The sequence below is a fragment of the Vibrio sp. 10N.247.311.49 genome (assembly GCF_041467655.1).
Classification (GTDB): domain Bacteria; phylum Pseudomonadota; class Gammaproteobacteria; order Enterobacterales; family Vibrionaceae; genus Vibrio; species Vibrio crassostreae_C.
Genome location: NZ_JBFSVA010000034.1, coordinates 18449 through 35906, shown reverse-complemented (window position 1 = coordinate 35906; position 17458 = coordinate 18449). Strand labels below are relative to the sequence as shown.

At 43.4% G+C, this 17458-nt stretch carries 17 protein-coding genes and 2 pseudogenes; 12 read left to right on the top strand and 7 right to left on the bottom strand.

What is annotated here, in order from left to right:
* Positions 1-568 (top strand): IS5 family transposase (locus AB6E54_RS21185; RefSeq protein ID WP_372169029.1); only part of this gene is annotated, 568 nt, incomplete at its 5' end.
* A gap of 99 nt (positions 569-667) precedes the next feature.
* Here the strand turns inward: AB6E54_RS21185 and AB6E54_RS21180 are convergent.
* From AB6E54_RS21180 to AB6E54_RS21155, 6 genes are read right to left on the bottom strand one after another with little or no spacing between them, the layout of a single operon-like run.
* The gene (locus AB6E54_RS21180) at positions 668-1513 is read right to left on the bottom strand and encodes a DMT family transporter (protein ID WP_016800130.1); all 846 of its coding nucleotides are present in this window, start codon (positions 1511-1513) and stop codon (positions 668-670) included.
* A gap of 11 nt (positions 1514-1524) precedes the next feature.
* On the bottom strand, positions 1525-2799 hold the full coding sequence (locus AB6E54_RS21175) for an opine metallophore biosynthesis dehydrogenase (RefSeq protein WP_017100974.1): 1275 nt from the start codon (positions 2797-2799) through the stop codon (positions 1525-1527).
* On the bottom strand, positions 2796-3575 hold the full coding sequence (locus tag AB6E54_RS21170) for a hypothetical protein (RefSeq protein WP_016800128.1): 780 nt from the start codon (positions 3573-3575) through the stop codon (positions 2796-2798). The genes AB6E54_RS21175 and AB6E54_RS21170 overlap by 4 nt, the downstream gene beginning before the upstream one ends.
* Positions 3576-3583: 8 nt before the next feature.
* The gene (locus AB6E54_RS21165) at positions 3584-4351 is read right to left on the bottom strand and encodes an ABC transporter ATP-binding protein (protein ID WP_017103898.1); all 768 of its coding nucleotides are present in this window, start codon (positions 4349-4351) and stop codon (positions 3584-3586) included.
* Positions 4351-5415: an iron ABC transporter permease gene (locus AB6E54_RS21160; protein WP_016800126.1), complete on the bottom strand. Its 1065-nt coding sequence runs from the start codon at positions 5413-5415 to the stop codon at positions 4351-4353. The genes AB6E54_RS21165 and AB6E54_RS21160 overlap by 1 nt, the downstream gene beginning before the upstream one ends.
* The gene (locus tag AB6E54_RS21155) at positions 5408-6532 is read right to left on the bottom strand and encodes an ABC transporter substrate-binding protein (RefSeq protein ID WP_016800125.1); all 1125 of its coding nucleotides are present in this window, start codon (positions 6530-6532) and stop codon (positions 5408-5410) included. Before AB6E54_RS21155 ends, AB6E54_RS21160 begins: the two co-directional genes overlap by 8 nt.
* 193 nt (positions 6533-6725) lie before the next feature.
* On the opposite strand from AB6E54_RS21155, the pseudogene AB6E54_RS21150 reads away from it, so the two are divergent.
* From AB6E54_RS21150 to AB6E54_RS21130, 5 genes and pseudogenes are all read left to right on the top strand, one after another.
* Positions 6726-7294 (top strand): annotated as a pseudogene (locus tag AB6E54_RS21150) (transposase).
* 1180 nt (positions 7295-8474) lie between these two features.
* Positions 8475-8906, top strand: a complete 432-nt coding sequence (locus AB6E54_RS21145) for a hypothetical protein (protein ID WP_102258042.1) — start codon at positions 8475-8477, stop codon at positions 8904-8906.
* Between the two features lie 51 nt (positions 8907-8957).
* Positions 8958-9443, top strand: a complete 486-nt coding sequence (gene radC, locus AB6E54_RS21140; RefSeq protein WP_371997718.1) for a DNA repair protein RadC — start codon at positions 8958-8960, stop codon at positions 9441-9443.
* A gap of 99 nt (positions 9444-9542) precedes the next feature.
* The gene (locus AB6E54_RS21135; protein ID WP_017098633.1) at positions 9543-9860 is read left to right on the top strand and encodes a hypothetical protein; all 318 of its coding nucleotides are present in this window, start codon (positions 9543-9545) and stop codon (positions 9858-9860) included.
* Positions 9861-10671: 811 nt separating this feature from the next.
* Positions 10672-11625: a DNA-binding protein gene (locus AB6E54_RS21130; RefSeq protein WP_076678494.1), complete on the top strand. Its 954-nt coding sequence runs from the start codon at positions 10672-10674 to the stop codon at positions 11623-11625.
* A gap of 168 nt (positions 11626-11793) precedes the next feature.
* Here AB6E54_RS21130 and AB6E54_RS21125 read toward each other — a convergent pair.
* Positions 11794-11961 (bottom strand): annotated as a pseudogene (locus tag AB6E54_RS21125) (transposase); the annotation flags it as partial.
* Between the two features lie 447 nt (positions 11962-12408).
* Here AB6E54_RS21125 and AB6E54_RS21120 point away from each other — a divergent pair.
* The 6 genes from AB6E54_RS21120 to AB6E54_RS21095 all read left to right on the top strand — a co-directional run bounded on the left by AB6E54_RS21120 (position 12409) and on the right by AB6E54_RS21095 (position 17455).
* A complete protein-coding gene (locus AB6E54_RS21120; RefSeq protein WP_372107106.1) occupies positions 12409-14106 on the top strand; it encodes a DUF3560 domain-containing protein in 1698 nt (565 codons plus the stop codon).
* A 699-nt stretch (positions 14107-14805) separates the two neighbouring features.
* The gene (locus AB6E54_RS21115; protein WP_076678492.1) at positions 14806-15189 is read left to right on the top strand and encodes a hypothetical protein; all 384 of its coding nucleotides are present in this window, start codon (positions 14806-14808) and stop codon (positions 15187-15189) included.
* Between the two features lie 40 nt (positions 15190-15229).
* Positions 15230-15616 carry a hypothetical protein gene (locus AB6E54_RS21110; protein ID WP_371997830.1) on the top strand — a complete coding sequence of 129 codons (387 nt, stop codon included), beginning with the start codon at positions 15230-15232 and terminating at the stop codon, positions 15614-15616.
* Between the two features lie 76 nt (positions 15617-15692).
* Positions 15693-16028 (top strand): type I restriction endonuclease subunit M, encoded by a 336-nt coding sequence (locus AB6E54_RS21105; RefSeq protein WP_372107105.1) that lies wholly within the window; start codon positions 15693-15695, stop codon positions 16026-16028.
* A gap of 55 nt (positions 16029-16083) precedes the next feature.
* Positions 16084-16527 carry a lytic transglycosylase domain-containing protein gene (locus tag AB6E54_RS21100; protein ID WP_029189388.1) on the top strand — a complete coding sequence of 148 codons (444 nt, stop codon included), beginning with the start codon at positions 16084-16086 and terminating at the stop codon, positions 16525-16527.
* A gap of 568 nt (positions 16528-17095) precedes the next feature.
* Positions 17096-17455 carry a hypothetical protein gene (locus AB6E54_RS21095; protein ID WP_016800120.1) on the top strand — a complete coding sequence of 120 codons (360 nt, stop codon included), beginning with the start codon at positions 17096-17098 and terminating at the stop codon, positions 17453-17455.
* The last annotated feature ends 3 nt before the right edge of the window (positions 17456-17458 follow it).

Here is a 17458-nt window from a genome sequence, read left to right as displayed (position 1 = left end):
CATTGATGCGACTGGCCTAAAGGTTTATGGCGAAGGTGAATGGAAAGTCAAAAAAAACGGGACAGATGGCAAGCGTAGAGTCTGGCGAAAGCTTCATATTGCCGTCGATACAAGCACTCATGTAATTATTGCAGCCGAGCTAAGTTTATCGACGGTTAGAGATGGGGAAGTACTCTCGAACTTACTGAAACAAACACGCCGAAGTATCCTTGAGGTGTCTGGTGATGGTACTTACGACACGAGAGCATGTCACGCTGCTATTAAGATTAAGCGAGCCGTTGCGCTTATTCCCCCAAGAGAAGGGGCTGCCTTCTTGGAGCGTGGTCATCCTCGAAATCTCGCAGTGGGTTGCCAGAAGTTATACGGCTCAAATAAGTATTGGAAAGAGCGGTATGGATACCACAAACGTTCACTCTCAGAAACAGCGATGTATCGAGTTAAACAGTTGCTAGGAGGGCAACTGAGCTTAAGAAATTACAATTCACAGGTAGGTGAAACTTACGCGATGATAAAAGCGTTGAACAAGCTTACTGGGTTAGGTATGCCTGAAACTTGTCGTATTGACTAAAAAGTATGCGAAACGGGGTGCATCTATCTCTAAATTTAATTACGCAACAAAGCCTTCCCTACTCTCTTTGATTAGTTTGTTTTCTAGGTGGTACTCAGATCATTGAATAATATTTTTTTTCTTTAGCGAGAGGGAAATAGATGTTGTTATTATTATAAGAACGCCACATGTGCTCATCCAACTAGGGATTTCATACCAAAAAATAACCCCCCAAAGTATATTGAAGACCAAGCCGATATAGCGGGTGACTGCAACTACAGCGGCGTTTTCATGACTGAATGCCTTTGTTAGGAAAATTTGCCCAATGAGCGAAACAAGACCAATGGCAATTAGATAAATCCACGCAATTCCCTGTGGAACCACAAACTCATCCCTCATCAAGTAACCGGATACCAACATCGAAGTGAAAAGAAAATAAAACACAATCTCGTAAATATGGTGCCTCTTACTCAGGTGGCGAATAGTGATAGAGGCAGCCGCCGCAAAAAAAGCACTCGCCACCCCTGAGAGGGCATACAAATTAAATGTGTCGAAGCTAAATGGATTTACAATTAAGGTAACTCCAACCAAAGTGAGCGGAAAAAGGAATGCTACTTTTTTAGGGGCTTTTTCTCCCAAAATTAGGTTGGAAAGTAATATAACGAAGAACGGGGACAGGTAAGCCAAAATCACGGCGTCCGCTAGCGGCATGTGGGTAATCGCGTACACAAAAGCGAGCAGATAAAACGCCCCAAACAGGCCACGAAGCAAAAGCATTGGTATGCCCGTGGTAGAAAACCTGATACTCGCTTTCCACATTAAACCTAAAATCAGAACGGTTCCTATTGCGCTTCGGAAGAAGACAATTTCAGAGCTTGGAATCGTCAAACTGGCCGCTTTAATAAGTGCGTTCATGACACTAAAAATGAACGCAGAAAATATAGTTAACGCTACACCGTTGTTCATGATGGGTTTCTTTAAAGGTCGTATGATAGACGCACCCAACCAAGGTATTGGTGCGCTTGAGTGCGGGACTCTTCAATCAAATGGTGAGGGAGTTGAGAGCTACTTAACCAAGATTCGAATATACCTAGCACACGGTTAACGCTCGGTAATGCAATCCCATGCGCTCTGCCTAAGACTTGAAGCCAGTAAAGATTCTGTATATCTTCTTTAGGTATTCGAGGTAAAGACAACTTGCCTTTTTCCACCTTACCTTTGGCATAGGGCACGGCAGAGAAGTTGAAGTAGCACCCATTTTCATCCGGCTTAGAAAAAGGATCGATCAGAATCGCGCTGTATCGTACGTAAACCAAATATTCCTGCGCTATTGGAGTGAGCGACATAAACTGCTCAATTTGACGACGACGAATGGTTTCTGGATGCACAGGGTAGTTGTCATCATTGAGAAATTGTAACAAGTTAAATGGTGTTCCGTTAAAGTGAAGTATCAATCTTGATATATCGCGCCATAGCTCAACCAAAATGTGGATGGTTTCGGTTGTGATCGGTCCCTCAGGGAAAAGTTTGTACATGTACTTAACTTCTCTCGTCTCACTTAAGATATGATTGAGCGAGAAAGGGGTCATAAAAAATGCGGGATGAACGAAAGAGGTAATGTTTCGTCCTTCTACGCTAAACCCATTTTCCAACTCGACAACTTCAACACCGATATCCGCTAAAGTTTGAGTCAGTAGCTCTAGGACAGGGCATTTTTCTTTACTTGAGTAAGCATAAATACGTTTTTTAACCGCTTTGGTAAGGACACGAACGCCAGCTTGTTCCGTTATAAATTTAGTGGCCGCAAAGTAATTGGAAAATATCAGTACGTTGGGGGTTAAATTCAGTTCTGAAAACAAGCCTTTTACAATCCGGTGCCCACCAAATAAGGATGAAATGAGGACTACTATTTTTGTGGAACTCAAACACGATTTAGGTAAAGCCAATAGAACCGCTGAATAAGCATGAGATGGGGTGCCCAGAACCAACGTATCCCATTGTCCGCTTACATCGCGTAAATCTTCAAAAACCGCATCAAATATCACCTGCCCAGCCATTCGCTTCAAAGAGGATTTGGCAGCGAAAATATGCGCAATACGTTCGTTGTGTAAGCTTTCGAACATCGGCTGCCAGCGCTCTGATGAGCGGTTTACTAACCCAAGTTGCTCGCACTGGTTTCTGATGATTTTTGCTGTCTGAAATGCGGCTGGCCCTGTGCCAACGATTAACACTTTTCCTAATGAAAGAGTCATTTTGCGCGCTCCATCAAGACGGTGTCATATATCGCTGCATCGTTATGGATCTGTTGTGTTTCCCACCCATCCATTAGGTTTGGGTTGAAAGGGTAATTGAAGGCGGACTTTAAACCATTACCGAATCGAACTAATACTCGGTGAGAGTGGTTAAGATGAGGTCTAAGCTGTCTGAGTTGTTCCCATTTATGTTCCACTAAAGAGGCTACTACAACATGAGTTGGCCGGAAAGAGGCAAACTCAGTGATTAGATCTTTGCAGCTAAAAGTGGTTGACAAGTTGAGTTGGTTGGCCATTTTCACTGCCTGCTCATCAAGATCTATACCGTGCACGAGAGCGCCTGTGCTCTGAGATATAGTGAAAGCAGAAACCGGATAGGACCCTGAGCCAATAAACAGGACTCGAGAGTTGCTTTCAATTCCTGCTTTTTTTAGTTCAATTTTTGTGTTTTCAGAAAGTTGGTATAAATATTCGCTGATGTCGATTTGATGCTCTCTGGCACACTGAGACTGATGTTTTTCCAATAAACACAGAGCTTTTACAGCAGTTTCACGAAGCTGCTTGATTAAACGATCGTACTCAGGGGTCATATCAAAATCATCGCTAATGGTTTTAAAATTTTCTTGCAAAATCCAAGCGCAAAACTCATCAATTTTTTCTTGCAAAAGGACAAAACATTCACAATTTTCAAGGCTGTAATGAGTCAGGGTTTGAATTTGAGATTCAAACGTGGATAGAGAAACTAATAAGTGATATTGCCTTTTATTCATTGCCATAAGAATGCCTAATCTGTTTTAAGGGCTCGAACTGGGGTGACGTGGGTATGTCCATGAACGCAACAACCTACGTCCACATGAATCTGATAGATTTTCCCCAGCCTTTCAGAATCGAGCACGTCTTCTGGTTTACCGCAATATTGAACTTCACCATCATTCATTAAGAGAAGATGGTCGCAGTATCGAGCAGCGAGAGAGAGGTCGTGTAGGACCGCAATTGTGATGATATTTTTGGCTCGGGTATATTGACGAACAAGGTCTAAAATTTGGACTTGATGCTTGAGATCTAAGGCGCTTGTTGGTTCATCTAAGAGCAATACCTTGGGCTCAGCAACAAGAGATTGCGCCAGTGAAACCAGCTGTTGCTGACCACCGCTTAGTTGAGAAAACTGTCTAAGGGCGAGATTTCTCAAACCTAGATAATCAAGGATGGCGTCTGCTTTTTGTTCTTGTTCAAATGTGATGTTCCAGCTCAGTTGATGAACCAAGCCCAGTAAGACAAACTCAATAACCGTTAATTGACAGGGAGATTTGTTGAGTTGACATAGGTACGAGAAGGATTGTAGCGGTAATCTCAGCCCGTCCTCCCCACTTGAATTAATCTTCCCATCAGAAGGAATGATGCCCATGATAGCTTTGAGCAATGTCGTTTTTCCTGCGCCATTGGGCCCTAAAATGGCGGTAAATTTGCCACCCAAAAAGTGGGCATCTACCTTCTTTAAAACGAGTTTTCTTCCAATTGGAACGGCAAGATTTTCTATTGAAAGCGACGTCATTAGATAAACCTCCTGCTTATCAGAAAATAAAGAAGGATCGGCACACCGACTAAGGAGGTGACGATACCAATTGGTATGATAGTGCCTGGGACAATCAACTTAGCAACAAGAGACGAGGTACATAAAAGCAACGCTCCCATTAATGCCGCCAAAGGTAAGTAGAAACGCTGATCTTCGCCTATTAGCATTCTTGCTAGGTGAGGAGCAACCAAACCAATGAAACCAATGGTTCCGACAAACGACACTGCTCCTGCAGTTAATAAGGAACACAGTAAAAACATCTGTAGTCTTAACTTGCTGGTCTTTATTCCCAAGGCGAGTGCACGCTCTTCGCCTAAAGTGAGGGCGGTGAGTGCCCATACCTTAGATAACGCAAAGACCAAACCGAACAGGAAAACGGCTCCTGAAACAAAGAAGGACAACCAACTCGCCTTCAGTAGACTGCCAAATAACCAAAAAACAATTTGCTGCAGCACTTCTGGTGATGCCAAATATTGAATTAATGACTGTAAAGCCTGGAAAAAGAAGAGAACGACAATACCTGCCAAAATCAGGATTTTTGCGTCCATATGTCGGCTGCGACCAATTATATAGATCGCCATACTCGCTAATCCAGATGTCAAGAAAGCGGCAAACGGCACGCCTAACCAATGCAAACCAAATACTGAAAAACCGGTTAAAAAAGCTATGGCTGCACCAAATCCAGCAGCAGCAGAGATACCAAGGGTATACGGACTGGCAAGTGGGTTGGCTAAGAGGGTTTGCATTAGACCGCCAGCGAGGCCGAGTGAGGCGCCAACCATAAGACAGGTGAGAGTGATGGGTAACCGAAGTTGCCAGACAATAAGTGTTGATAAGCTGTCACCAGAGGGACCACCTAGGAGGGCTTCAACAACTTGTTCAATGCCTAGCCACGATGAGCCAGTACCAAGATCGAATAAAGCGGAAAAACTCGTTGCCAGAAAAGCGCCTAGCAAAATCTTAATTCTTTGCTTCTGCATTCTTTGATAAATAGCGCCGCTGGAATGATTCAGGTCAGACGATGCTTTCATGCTTTCATTCATGAGTTACGCCCACCTGAATCATGAAAGTGCCTTTGAGCGCTTGCGGCATGTAGTTCCTAAAAAATTCTTGGTGCAATTTCTTAGGTTCAATATCTTTAAATGCTTCTGGGTAAATAGACTTTGCTAGATACAACAAGAAAACGTGGTCGTAAATAGTACGTGTTCCTGAGTGGTATATACCGTAGACGTCACCATTTTTAACTGCCGTCAGTTGATTCCAGCCAGCACGATTTAGGTAGGGGCGGTATCTAGTTTGCGCTTCTTCCATTGTGCTGTTGAAACCAAGCAGGGCGCTGTCGTTATGTTTAACCCAGTGAGCACCGGATATAAAGATCACTTCTGGATCTTGACTCAAGATATATTCAGGCGTTAGGTGGGCAGAACCTTCAAACATCCCATGGGCAAGGTTATCGGCCCCCGCCATTGTCAAAAGGTTGCCCCACATTGTCGTCGAGTAAGATTTACCGTATTCATTTGGTCCACCTGTACCTGCTTCCACATACACACGGCGTGCCGTGTGGTTTTCCAGATGCCTCGTAACACGTTGTTTAACCATGTTTACTGTGTTTTCGTATTCCGTTGCAATCGATGAAGCGCGTCCTTCTGTCCCCATTACTCTGCCTATAACACGTGTGCTAATGACGTGTTTTTCAAGCGTTTGAGCATTGAAGTCTACAACGACAACTCTGATACCATTCTTTTCAAGTATTTCAACTTTTTCACCAAGGGATTGATATTGCCACGCCGCAAGAAGTGCAACATCAGGTTTAGTTAACAAGAGTTTTTCGAAATCAAAAGTACCTGTATAAAGAGAACCTGAATCAATAATCGTTTCTAACTCAGGAATGATTTTTTTATAGGTGGTCCATTGAGATTGACGGTAATCTTTCCAAGAGTGTCTTGGGAAAATAGCCACTTTTTTGTAAGCATCTGGTCCAGCGATCGCTAGGTAATCCTCAAAATAAAAACCTAGGAAAATTTTTTCTGCCGGCTTTTCTAAAGAGATGTTTCTACCGAGCACGTCTTTGAACTGAAGAGCTGTAGAAGCAGAGGCCATGTCACCCAAAGCCAAAGTTGCCAAAAAAAGTGCTTTTACTTTTAAAAGGTGTCCTTTCATTCCCTCGACCTCAAATAGAACATTAATTGTTATAATGTAACAATGGTTCTAGGGTTGAAAAGATATATATTTATTATTTATATCTATTAAATATAAATAATAAAGCTAGGTGGATTTGTTGTTGCGTAATTCAATGGAACTAAATCAAGAACCTACGATATGATCAGCTACGTCCACCCTCTCTCGTAGCTCTATGTCTAAACCTCGTTACAAAACAACCAACAGGAAGCAATACAACCAATCGCTCATTAACCGTGGCTCTCTGACTTTTTGGATTGATGAAGAGGCAATAAGCGGTTGGGCGCAAAGCAAACAGAATAAGCGCGGTAGGCCACGTCGATTCAGTGATTTAGCTATCACGACAGCACTCATGAAAAGTCAAAAAACACGAGACGGATGGCAAGCGTAGAGTCTGGCGATGGCGCGTACGACACGAGAGTGTGCCACGCTGCTATTAAGATTAAGCGAGCCGTTGCGCTTATTCCCCCAAGAGAAGGAGCAGCCTTCTGGGAGCGTGGTCACCCTCGAAATCTCGCCGTGGGTTGCCAGAAGTTATACGGCTCAAATAAGTATTGGAAAGAGCGGTATGGATACCACAGACGTTCACTATCAGAAACAGTGATGTATCGAGTAAAACAGTTGTTAGGAGGGCGATTGAGCTTAAGAAATTACAATTCACAGGTGGGTGAAACTTACGCGATGATAAAACCGTTGAACAAGCTTACTGGGTTAGGTATGCCTGAAACTTGTCGTATTGACTAAAAAGCATGAGAAACGGGGAGACTCTGTTTCTAAACTGAATTACGCAACAAAGCCAATAATTATTGCGAAGGTGTAAATAATTTCTTGGCTTAATTAAAATTGATTTACGCTAGAAAGGCATTGTGTCATTAACGCACTATAACTAAATATCTTGATATAACTACTCTAAGTGGCAAAGGGTAGAGCACACATATGAATAATTTAATAAAGCACCGCACGGTTTTCATCACCGTTTGATTTGGATTTACATGGCTCGCACCACGTATGAAGGATTTTGATATTTCTTTGTTGCGTAATTCAGTTGAACTAAGTTATCGGAACCGATTAAGAGAAACGGATGTGCTATTTGGAGAAATAGTACATCACTGCGCTGAAGTGATGACTAAGGTGAGGTCTCAAAAAAGTGAGGTAAGGACGATATCTGTTTTTATTCCTACTGAAAAATACGACAAGTGTTTGCCTTACTTATAGACGTATATACATTAACTTAGAAACTGGCTTGACTGATTTGGGGCTAACTCTAACAAGTTAGAGCTTAATCGAGCGCTTGAGACCATTAATGCTCGTTTTGAAAAAGGGACGCTGACCTTTGGCTCTCAAAAGGGAGGTTACAGTGAGCAAGGTGGCAGTATCGATATACCCATTCTAGTGACTTACTTACGGGTAAATGTATTTAAAGAATCCTCATTCTTGGCTTCTTATCTCTTAGCTTATTGCTTCTTAGTTTTTTACGTGGGGTGAGAAATAATGAGGTGCTCTTTCCTTAGGCGTGATCCTTCGGGCAAGGCTTTCTCTTGGAGCTTTCATCTATGGCCTAGATTGGCATCACCCTAGTGAGCCACTGCGTGCCGCACCAGAAGGTGCTTCTCTACAAGCTCCTATCGATACAACCCTAAACGCCTGCGCCTCGTCAGTCTTCCTCGTTGCTGTTCGTCGTACCTCCTCACTCATTTCACTGACCTCCATTAAGTTCGAGTAAGGGCTTGTTGCCTTATGTGCCGATTTCCCTTTCGACTTGCATCATTTGATGGGGCTCGCAGGCTGTTTACCGTGCTCGCTCAGAGCCCCAATAACAAGGGTATATGAACGCTTCGCGCCCTTGTTATTGATAACCATGAGCGCTTGCCGGACAGCCAAGCGGCTCCATAAAAGTGATACTCAAACAAAAAGGAAACTCCTCATGGCACAACGAAACTCAAGCCCAACTCTCTCTAAATCGATGTTCAGCGACCAGCGTTTCGCCGCTGGGCACGAAAGCTCACCAAAAAATGATATCTCCTGCCAGGTCGTTGAACGTGCAGTGCGTTCGACCGTTTCCGCGACTGTTTCAAAGGGACTTATTTGGGTGAATTCAACGGACTTTAATTCGAGCGTTCGAGCGGTTAAAGTGCATGAGATTTTACTTAATGAGTTTGGTTATACCGACTCTTTGATCTTGGAGGAAGGAAATAAAGGAAAAGGGGTGAGTATTGGCGTATGTGATAGAGCTACGACTGTGAAACAGATGCGAGAAGATTACGCCTATGCGAAAAAAGAAGAGAGAAACGTTGAAACGACCGCTAAGCATCAAGCGAGAGCGAAAGATCTTCTGACTATCTTGTATGGCCAATAACACGGACTGAGCGCCGACCATCACGACTTTAAATATTAAAAGGGATCTATTATGTCTGTACTTGCTAACTACTCTAATCACAGCCTTTTCTCTGTAGAAGAAAAAGATATCTTGCACCATGCCGCGAGCATTTTAAAATCTAAGTTGTTTGTGTCAGAGCAGACGCCACTCAATTCCCCTAAATTGGTGAAGTCATTTTGTCAGGCTTCACTTGCTTCCAATGAAAGCGAAGTGTTTGGGGTGATCTTTCTTGATAGTCAGCATCGAGTTTTACGCACAAAAGAGATGTTTAACGGCACCATTGACACCGCATCCGTTTACCCGCGTGAAGTGGTCAAAGAGTCACTGGCCACAAATGCAAGCGCGGTCATTTTTTATCATAACCATCCCAGCGGTGATGCCACACCCAGTCAAGCCGATCGACGTATTACTCGACGACTGACCGACGCGTTAGCCTTGGTTGATATTCGAGTTCTCGATCATTTCGTGGTGTCTTTTGAAGATGTGGTGTCGTTTGTGGAGCGTGGTTGGATATAGCCATTAGTGAAACATGTCTCTCATTTACGCCTATTCTGGCGTGAATGACTTCCTCATCATAATGCTATAAACTGTAAGCAATTAAATAAGGTTTCTACTATGTCTGAATCAAGCAAAGTCACATTAAGCGTTGAAGAGCTGATCAACCTAACCGCTCATGCTGCCACTCAAGAGCAGTTAAATGATACGCGTAAAGAACTCGATCAGAAGATCGAAGCGGTTCGTCATGACCTTTCAGATAAAATTGAAGCAGTTCGTAATGAGCTGAAATCTGATATTCAAGGGGTACGGAATGAGGTCCTGGGGGTTCGTAATGAAGTGAGTTCCCTTAAAAACCTCATTATTGTTACTGCCTTCGCTATGATTGCGACTGTAGCCGGTGCGGCGTTTTGGGTTGGTAGTCATATCAACGTTTAATGTTCAAATATGTTTTCTGAAATGCCTCTTATCCTAGAGGCATTTTTTTTACCTCGTGATTGCTGTGTGCGCTTGGGTTTCTGCGCTAAAAGAGGTTGAGCCAAAGGCTCGACCGCAAGCGGTCGTCAAACCGGCTCTTAGTACCACAGTACGCCTATTTGCTCTGTGTTTGATTCTAATGCTTTGTCATGGTGTCATTTTGTGGATTTTTTCCTTATAGGGTTTGATAGGCGGTTTTTTTATTATGACGGTTTAAAGCTGATTTTAAGTGCTGCGTTGTGATAGGGGCCTGAGTTGGGCGTTACCTTTCGGGCTGGGCTCTCCGCTTGTATCTTTCATCTATGGCCTAAGAGTGGCATCACCCTGGTGAGTCACTGCGTGCCGCCCCAAAATGTGCCTCTCTACAGCCCCTATCTAAAAGGATATCGCTGCAATCCTGAACGCCTGCGCCTCGTCATTCTTCCTCGTTGCCGCTCGTCGTGCCTTCTCACTCCTTTCACTGACTGAACGAAATGAATATTTGAAAGGCTTCTCTGGTTATCAACTGCGTAAAAAACGAAGGCTCAAATCTCGAAGTTGTTGGAGTATGCCGGCACATTGATCTTAAAAACTCAGTCGATGGGAATGAATGATAGCTTTAGTGAGAGAGTATCAACTCGTTAAGGTAAGAGGGAAAAGTGATTCTGAATTAAACGCCTAGTTGGTTATTTGTTTAGGTATAAATGGGAAACGTTATTTTATGGAAACGGTTGTTACCCGTTTCCTGTTGGGCTATAATTTGTACAGTTAAGTTTATTTGGAGTGTTGAACAATGGCGGAACAATCTGGCGTGACCTTTGAACAAGTATCAAAAGCTGCTACAGCAATGCTAACTCAAGGTACTAAACCCTCAGTTCGTAATGTTATGCAGGTAACCGGTGGTAAAACAGAAACCGTCTCTAAGCTTCTACGTGACTTTCACGACAAGCGTAATGCAGAAGTCATTAAAATGGCTGATGAGCTAGGCAGCAGTAAGATCGCTGAATTGCTCGCGGATGAAATGCAAAGCGTTGTCGAGCGAAAAACCGCGAGCCTTCAGCAAATGATTTCCGACCAAAAAGCCCAGTTAGATGAAGCTATAGAGCTACTAGAAGAAAAAGAAAAAGACAGTCAGCACCGTATTGAAATGGCAGAGGCCAGAGCCGCTCAACTCATTAATGAAGCCAATGATAAAGCGGCTAAAGCATTAGAGCGTGTGGACAGTGCCGAACAAAAAGCAACTGAAGCTATAGCATTGAGCGAAGAAGTAAAGAAAGAAGCCGACAAATCAATGTCTGATAATGAGCAGAAATGTGATCTTTTAGTGACTAACGCAAAAAGTGAAGCTGAGAGTCTTGTGGGCGCGGCTAACCGTCGAGCGGATAAAGCGGAGCAAGAAAGCGCAAGTTTGCGAGAGCAGGTTAAGCTACTCACTGTCGATCAAGCGAAAAGAGAAATAGAGCAAGCTCAACATGAAAAAACACAAGAGCAGCATACTGAAACGCTAAACCAACTGGCTAATGAGCGAACAACGGTCGTTCAGTTACGCACTCAAGAAGAAAACCGTCAATCAGAAATAGAGCGCTTAACTGGCGAGTTGAACGAGATTAAATCTGACAGTAAACAATTAGCTTCCGCGCAAGGGCAGTTGGTTGAGTTGCAAAGACAGATCTCCCAATTACAAAGTGATTTGTCTCTATCAGAAAGAGAGCGTGAATCTCTATCCGTCGCTCTTAGAAGTAAGTAAGAGCGAAAAAATGACCAAGATTGAATTTATCCTTTAACAACGCAAAGAAGGGGGAGGATTCTAGTGCTGCAGAAGCCTCTCAATCTAAAGAGCTTAATGGCATTTAGCCATTTTGCCGTAAACCCTTGCCGATCGGGCGGGGGTATAAGGCGTAAAGCTCGAAGAGCTTTAACTTGATATCGCCGGACTTTCTACATAAGCCTTTAACGTTTCAATTGTCGCACCGCCAGCCGTACAAGCAAAGTAAGAACGAGACCATAAGGCCGCGCTTTTACTTTGCCTTGTAAGGTGCGTATTTTTCAGCCTCAACATTCTTGATGAAATAGATTTAAGGTTGCGTTGTGATATGGGCTTGAGTTGGGCGTTACCCTTCGGGAAAGGCTCTCCGCTTGTATCTTTTATCTATGGCCTAAGAGTGGCATCACCTTGGTGAGTCACTGCGTGCCGCCCCAGGATGTGCCTCTCTACAGCCCCTATCTAAAAGGATATCGCTGCAATCCTGAACGCCTGCGCCTCGTCATTCTTCCTCGTTGCCGCTCGTCGTGCCTCCTCACTCCTTTCACTGACTGAACGAAAGAATCTGTAAGATGGATTTTGTTTTTCGCCTGTCCTTTTTCCTTTGATTTCTCATTACCGTGTCGCGGTCTTCCTGCTTAACGTCCCAAATCAGAACCCCCAAAACAAGGGTATATGAACGCTTCGCGCCCTTGTTTTGATGAACCGTGATTTTGGGTCGAGCAGTCAGGCGACAACGGGAATGAAAATTAATCAAAGGAAAAACTTATGACAGACTCAATCCTTAATCCATCAACAGCTTCTAACGTTCAATCCGCGACAAACGTATCCCCGTTTGAGCCGTCAGGCTCATCCAAGAATGAATTTTTGAAGCGCTTCTCTGGTCATAAGTTGCGTAAAAATGCGAAGGCTAAAATTACGAAGCTGTTGGAATATGCTGACACGTTGATCTTAAAAACTCAGTCAATGGGGATGGATGATTGCTTTAGAAGTAATGAGCTTGTCACGATGGATAAATCCGAATTTTGGGATTGGTACGAAAAGAACTACAGCGACATGGTTATTTTATTAACCATCCGTGAAGGCGCTCTAGTGAAAGTGCAGGTCTGTGATTGTATCTATCATTTTTCTAATGATGTGGTGATGACATTCTCTTTGGATGGAGAGGAACCGCAAAGCACGATTATTGAGGGGGAATGCTCAGAAGTGGAGGGCACCGAAGAAGTGAAAGAGCCGGTGCAGCTTGCCCCGTTCGACCAATACGTACACCTGGAAAAGACCGCCGTTGTGAAGCAAGTGATTATTGATTGGAGTGAATCCAATTTATTATCTGATGGCAATGCGTACACCCTTGATGATTACAACAAAAAAGCAAGTCAAGAAGCTATGGAAGTGGGCCGCAATAACGGTTACACCAAGACGATGATGTATATCGAGTTTGATAATGGTGACTTGGAGCGATTTAGACATGATATTGATGCGGATCACCCAACGCTGAACCACTATTACGCTGCTGTGACTGAGACAAAATTGATGGGCTTGTCTAAAGTGCGCTTTACGTTTGAGCAAGTGACAAAGGCATTGATTGACGGTTATCTTTCCCCGCTTAACAGTGATGAGAAAAAGCCAACACCGCCACCACAAGATAACACCCGAAAAGTGGTAGCGCTGGGAGACTATCAAGAGCGACAAGAAGCGAAGCGCGATAGATTAGAAGAGCGTGCCGCTAAAGCTGAAGCGGTCTCTAATGAGCGATTTAATACCGCGAGTACATTAGGGAAAATGTTACCGTTCGGTCAGCCAATCCTGGTTGGTCACCATTCAGAAGCGAAGCACCGTAAACACGCGGAGAGCATCAATACCAACATGCGTAAAAGCGTAGAGGCTCAGGATAAAGCGGAATATCTGAGCCGTCGCGCTGATAGTGTAGGCTCTGCCGGTATCGCGTCAGACGACCCAGAAGCGGTTGAAAAATTGAAGAAAAAGCTCGAGGGTTTGATTAAAAGTCATGAACTCATGAAAGCCGTTAATAAGATCGTTCGCTCTAGTCATATGACCGAGGAAGACAAGATCGAATATTTGGTTAATACACACGGACAGACAGAAGAAAGAGCAAAAAAATTATTACGCCCGTGTGAGTTTTTTGGAAAGTTTGGCTTTGATGCATACGCACTACAGAATAGTAATGCCAATATCCGAACAACTAGAAAGCGTTTAGAGCACTTGGAAGCGTTGCACAACGAAGCGCCATTACAGGGTAACGGCGAGGCAATGGGGACGGCTTGGGAGCTGTACGAAGAAGAGGGCCGCATTAAGTTTTCATTTGACGGTATTCCAGCCGAAGAGGTGCGCAAAAAATTAAAAAGTAACGGTTTTAAATGGTCACGATACTCTAAAGCGTGGGTGCGTAAACTGACGCCCAACGCGGTCTTTGTGACAAAAAGACTCATTACTTTATTCGATTAAAACCGAATGAGATGCCTCTTAGCCTGGAGGCCTTAGTTTCCTTGGTGATTTCCTTGAACGCTGTGGTCGCGCTAAAAGAAGTTGAGCCAAAGGCTCGACCGCAAGCGGTCGTCTAGCTGGCTCTCAGGAGGACTGTAGGCCCATTGACTCGATGCTTGATTGTATTGCAGTGTATTGATGTCAATTTGTGGTTGCGTGGCTGATAGGGCTTAATTGACGAGTTTTTTATGATGATAGTTTAAAGCGGATTTGAAGCACAGCGTCGTGATAAGGGCTTAACTTGGGCGTTACCCTTCGGGCAAGGCTTTTCGCTTGTATCTTTTATCTATGGCCTAAGAGTGACATCACCCTGGTGAGTCACTGCGTGCCGCCCCAGGATGTGCCTCTCTACAGCCCCTATCTAAAAGGATATCGCTGCAATCCTGAACGCACTCCTCTCACTGCGTTCGCTACGCCTCGTCGTACCTCCTCGTTGCTTTCCCTACCTTTGAATAAGTTCGAGTAAGGCTTGTTTTCTTATGCGCCGATTTCCTTTCACTCGCATCATTTACGGGCTCGCAGGCTGTTAACCGTCTCTCCCCACAACCTGATTTGCAAGGGTAAATGAACGCTGCGCGCCCTTGCAAAGCAGAACGATGGTGAGAGAGCGGACAGCCAAGCGGCTCCGAAAAGTGATACTCAAACAAAAGGAAAATCCTCATGGCGCAACAAAATTCAAACCTAACTCTCTCTAATTCAAATTCAGTGACCAGCGTTTCGCCGCTGGAGCACGAAAGCTCACCAAAAAATGATATCTCTAAGCGCGTGCACCCAGTAGGGCTAAGTCGTGATGTTGTCCTATCAGGAACAACCTCTGTGGAAAATATTATCGTGATTGCCGCTCATGTAAAAGCAAGAGCCAGGCATTCCAGTGTTTGGCTAGAACTGACGGTTTTATTCCCAGAAACAGAACTCAATAAGCCGTACTGGGGGCAAGGCATTGCGAGAGGTCATGTGATTACTGAGACGAATAAAGTAGGGCTGAATAGTCGTGCTGTCGTCATGGGGTGGGTGACAGATAGCCATCAATATATCGAAGTATAAAGACTTGATACCCCTTAGTTATAAAATGGAGACTTAAATAATGAAATATCTCTCACACTATATTCAAGACAAACAAACTCAGGCTTTTAATGAGGCAGGGGCGTTCTTTGCTTTTTCTAATCAACAGTTCGATGAGGAAAAAAAAGAGGGCGTGAAATACGCGTCGCTAGGTATGGGGTTAATTTGCCCCACCGATAACGCGAAGCAATTAATGATCCGTTTGGATTCTATCGCTCAAGAAGGGATCGCCGAAGATATCAAAGAGAACGGGAAAAAGGCGATCATTCGTCGTGAGTTATTTAATCATGAGTGTTTCTACACCAATGATATTTGTGATTGTGTGGAAAAGCTCGAAGGGTATGGCATCACTTACGATGAAATTCATGAAGTGTTTAATCATATTCGTAAAACGGAAGACGTTTATTAAGCGTGAAAATTAAAGCGCCTTGATATTTGCTGTCTCAAATATCAAGGCATGTTCAATTACATCGGAGTTAGATTTAATGAACATTCTGAATGCTACACAAGATAGAGAAGAAACGAAAGCAAAATATTACTTTTGTACGGCCGTGCCGTTTTCGTTGGGTAAAGTGGTCTATACGCAAGGTATTGAGCAGTTATTAGATAGTCATGTCGGTGCTAACTTGTCGATTTATTTGCAGCGTCACCAAAGTGGAGATTGGGGAGAGACTTGCATTGAAGATAAAATCACCAATGACGAAGCAACCAAAACAGGCGAGAGAGTGATATCGAATTATACGATTTGTGATCAATCGGTTTGGATAATAACTGAACGTGACCGCAGCGTGACCACAATTTTATTACCTTGTGAATATTGATATCTTAATGGGATGGCATAAAATGAGAGTCCTATTATTAGGGCTCTTTTTTATGATGAAACCATTACTTTATCTTTCGTTGTTATCTCCGTGTTTCAGTTGGGCTTTTTGCTTTGATGAGGCAGGGCGATTTTATAATGTCGATCCACAGCTTTTAAAATCCATTGCAACGGTAGAGAGCAGCTTAAAACCGAACGCGTACAATGAAAATAAAAATAGAGTCGGTGAGGTGGTTAGTCGTGACTTTGGATTGATGCAAATTAATTCCCATTGGTTTGATCGACTATCCGAATTTAATGTGAATGAAACAAACATCTATAATCCTTGCTTTAATGTTCATCTTGGCGCGTGGGTATTAAGTTCTAATTTTTCTAGTCATGGTTATAACTGGAACAGCGTCGGCGCGTATAATGCGGGTTTTTCCAAACGCACCGAGAACGCCAGAAAAATATACATCCAAAAAGTCCAATCGGTTTATTTTAAGATGAACGTTCAATAAAAGGCCTTGCACCATAATGGTGCGAGGCCTTCAGCTTTTCCTCTTGCTTTCTTCCTTCAATTTCCAGATCCCCCGCATCCCTCGTTCGTCAGATTCATTCGCCACCTGGTCGGCTTTTGTCTTTCGCTGTCAGTTTTTCCCGTCGCTTTGATTAGGGACTCAGATCATTCGTTCTGAGTTGTTGGTTAGTTGAGTTGGTGACCACACACCACGCTAAATCGAAAACGATTTAAATGGTTGTCTGCTTTAAACATAAAGACAATACAATCAATAACTTATGATATAAATAGAAGAGTGAATATTTTGGGGGGGAAATTTTCAAAATTTCAACTAATTAGCCGCTGAAATCCAATGTAGATTTACATCATAAATGCATCAATTGTACTTAATCCCTTTTCGAGAAAGGTCTGAGAGCTTGTTTAAAGTGGAAGTGATGTACTAGTGATTTATTAGCAATTAACTCGATGTTTTTAATGATAAATAGTGAGCTTTTTTGCAAGCATGTGATTTAATTGTAATGTAGGTAAAGTGTTGTTTAGAGGGAAATCTAAGAAAGGATGGTGGGATTATGGCGAAAGCTTTTTCTGTACAGAGTTACATTCGGGGTGAATTGGAGCAAGATTTTAAGGTGTTCAGAGACAGAGAAAAGTTAGGTGATGCGGAAGCCGTCAGGCAACTTCTCACGCTGGCATTGAGGATCAAACTGAACGATAAGGAAGATGAGCGGCCGTCTAACCGCGAGTTGATGGAAGAGATGTATCGACGGATCAGGATGATCCAAGGGACGGGTAATTTAACCCACACACAAAGTTTTGATGGTGTCGCGTTCCATGAAAATAAAAAAGATGCAGTAGAAATGCGTAATTTGGTTTCCGCTGATGTGGATAAAAAAGTGGATGCTTATCTTGCAGGCGAAAAAAAAGGGTAGCAG

Bases quoted from the DNA above. Each gene is read 5' to 3' on its own strand.
- radC (WP_371997718.1), top strand. From the start codon at position 8,958: ATGTCTGTACTTGCTAACTACTCTAATCACAGCCTTTTCTCTGTAGAA.
- AB6E54_RS21135 (WP_017098633.1), top strand. From the start codon at position 9,543: ATGTCTGAATCAAGCAAAGTCACATTAAGCGTTGAAGAGCTGATCAAC.
- AB6E54_RS21175 (WP_017100974.1), bottom strand. From the start codon at position 2,799: ATGACTCTTTCATTAGGAAAAGTGTTAATCGTTGGCACAGGGCCAGCC.
- AB6E54_RS21160 (WP_016800126.1), bottom strand. From the start codon at position 5,415: ATGAATGAAAGCATGAAAGCATCGTCTGACCTGAATCATTCCAGCGGC.
- AB6E54_RS21120 (WP_372107106.1), top strand. From the start codon at position 12,409: ATGACAGACTCAATCCTTAATCCATCAACAGCTTCTAACGTTCAATCC.
- AB6E54_RS21155 (WP_016800125.1), bottom strand. From the start codon at position 6,532: ATGAAAGGACACCTTTTAAAAGTAAAAGCACTTTTTTTGGCAACTTTG.
- AB6E54_RS21110 (WP_371997830.1), top strand. From the start codon at position 15,230: ATGAAATATCTCTCACACTATATTCAAGACAAACAAACTCAGGCTTTT.
- AB6E54_RS21105 (WP_372107105.1), top strand. From the start codon at position 15,693: ATGAACATTCTGAATGCTACACAAGATAGAGAAGAAACGAAAGCAAAA.
- AB6E54_RS21095 (WP_016800120.1), top strand. From the start codon at position 17,096: ATGGCGAAAGCTTTTTCTGTACAGAGTTACATTCGGGGTGAATTGGAG.
- AB6E54_RS21145 (WP_102258042.1), top strand. From the start codon at position 8,475: ATGGCACAACGAAACTCAAGCCCAACTCTCTCTAAATCGATGTTCAGC.
- AB6E54_RS21180 (WP_016800130.1), bottom strand. From the start codon at position 1,513: ATGAACAACGGTGTAGCGTTAACTATATTTTCTGCGTTCATTTTTAGT.
- AB6E54_RS21165 (WP_017103898.1), bottom strand. From the start codon at position 4,351: ATGACGTCGCTTTCAATAGAAAATCTTGCCGTTCCAATTGGAAGAAAA.
- AB6E54_RS21130 (WP_076678494.1), top strand. From the start codon at position 10,672: ATGGCGGAACAATCTGGCGTGACCTTTGAACAAGTATCAAAAGCTGCT.
- AB6E54_RS21115 (WP_076678492.1), top strand. From the start codon at position 14,806: ATGGCGCAACAAAATTCAAACCTAACTCTCTCTAATTCAAATTCAGTG.
- AB6E54_RS21100 (WP_029189388.1), top strand. From the start codon at position 16,084: ATGAAACCATTACTTTATCTTTCGTTGTTATCTCCGTGTTTCAGTTGG.
- AB6E54_RS21170 (WP_016800128.1), bottom strand. From the start codon at position 3,575: ATGGCAATGAATAAAAGGCAATATCACTTATTAGTTTCTCTATCCACG.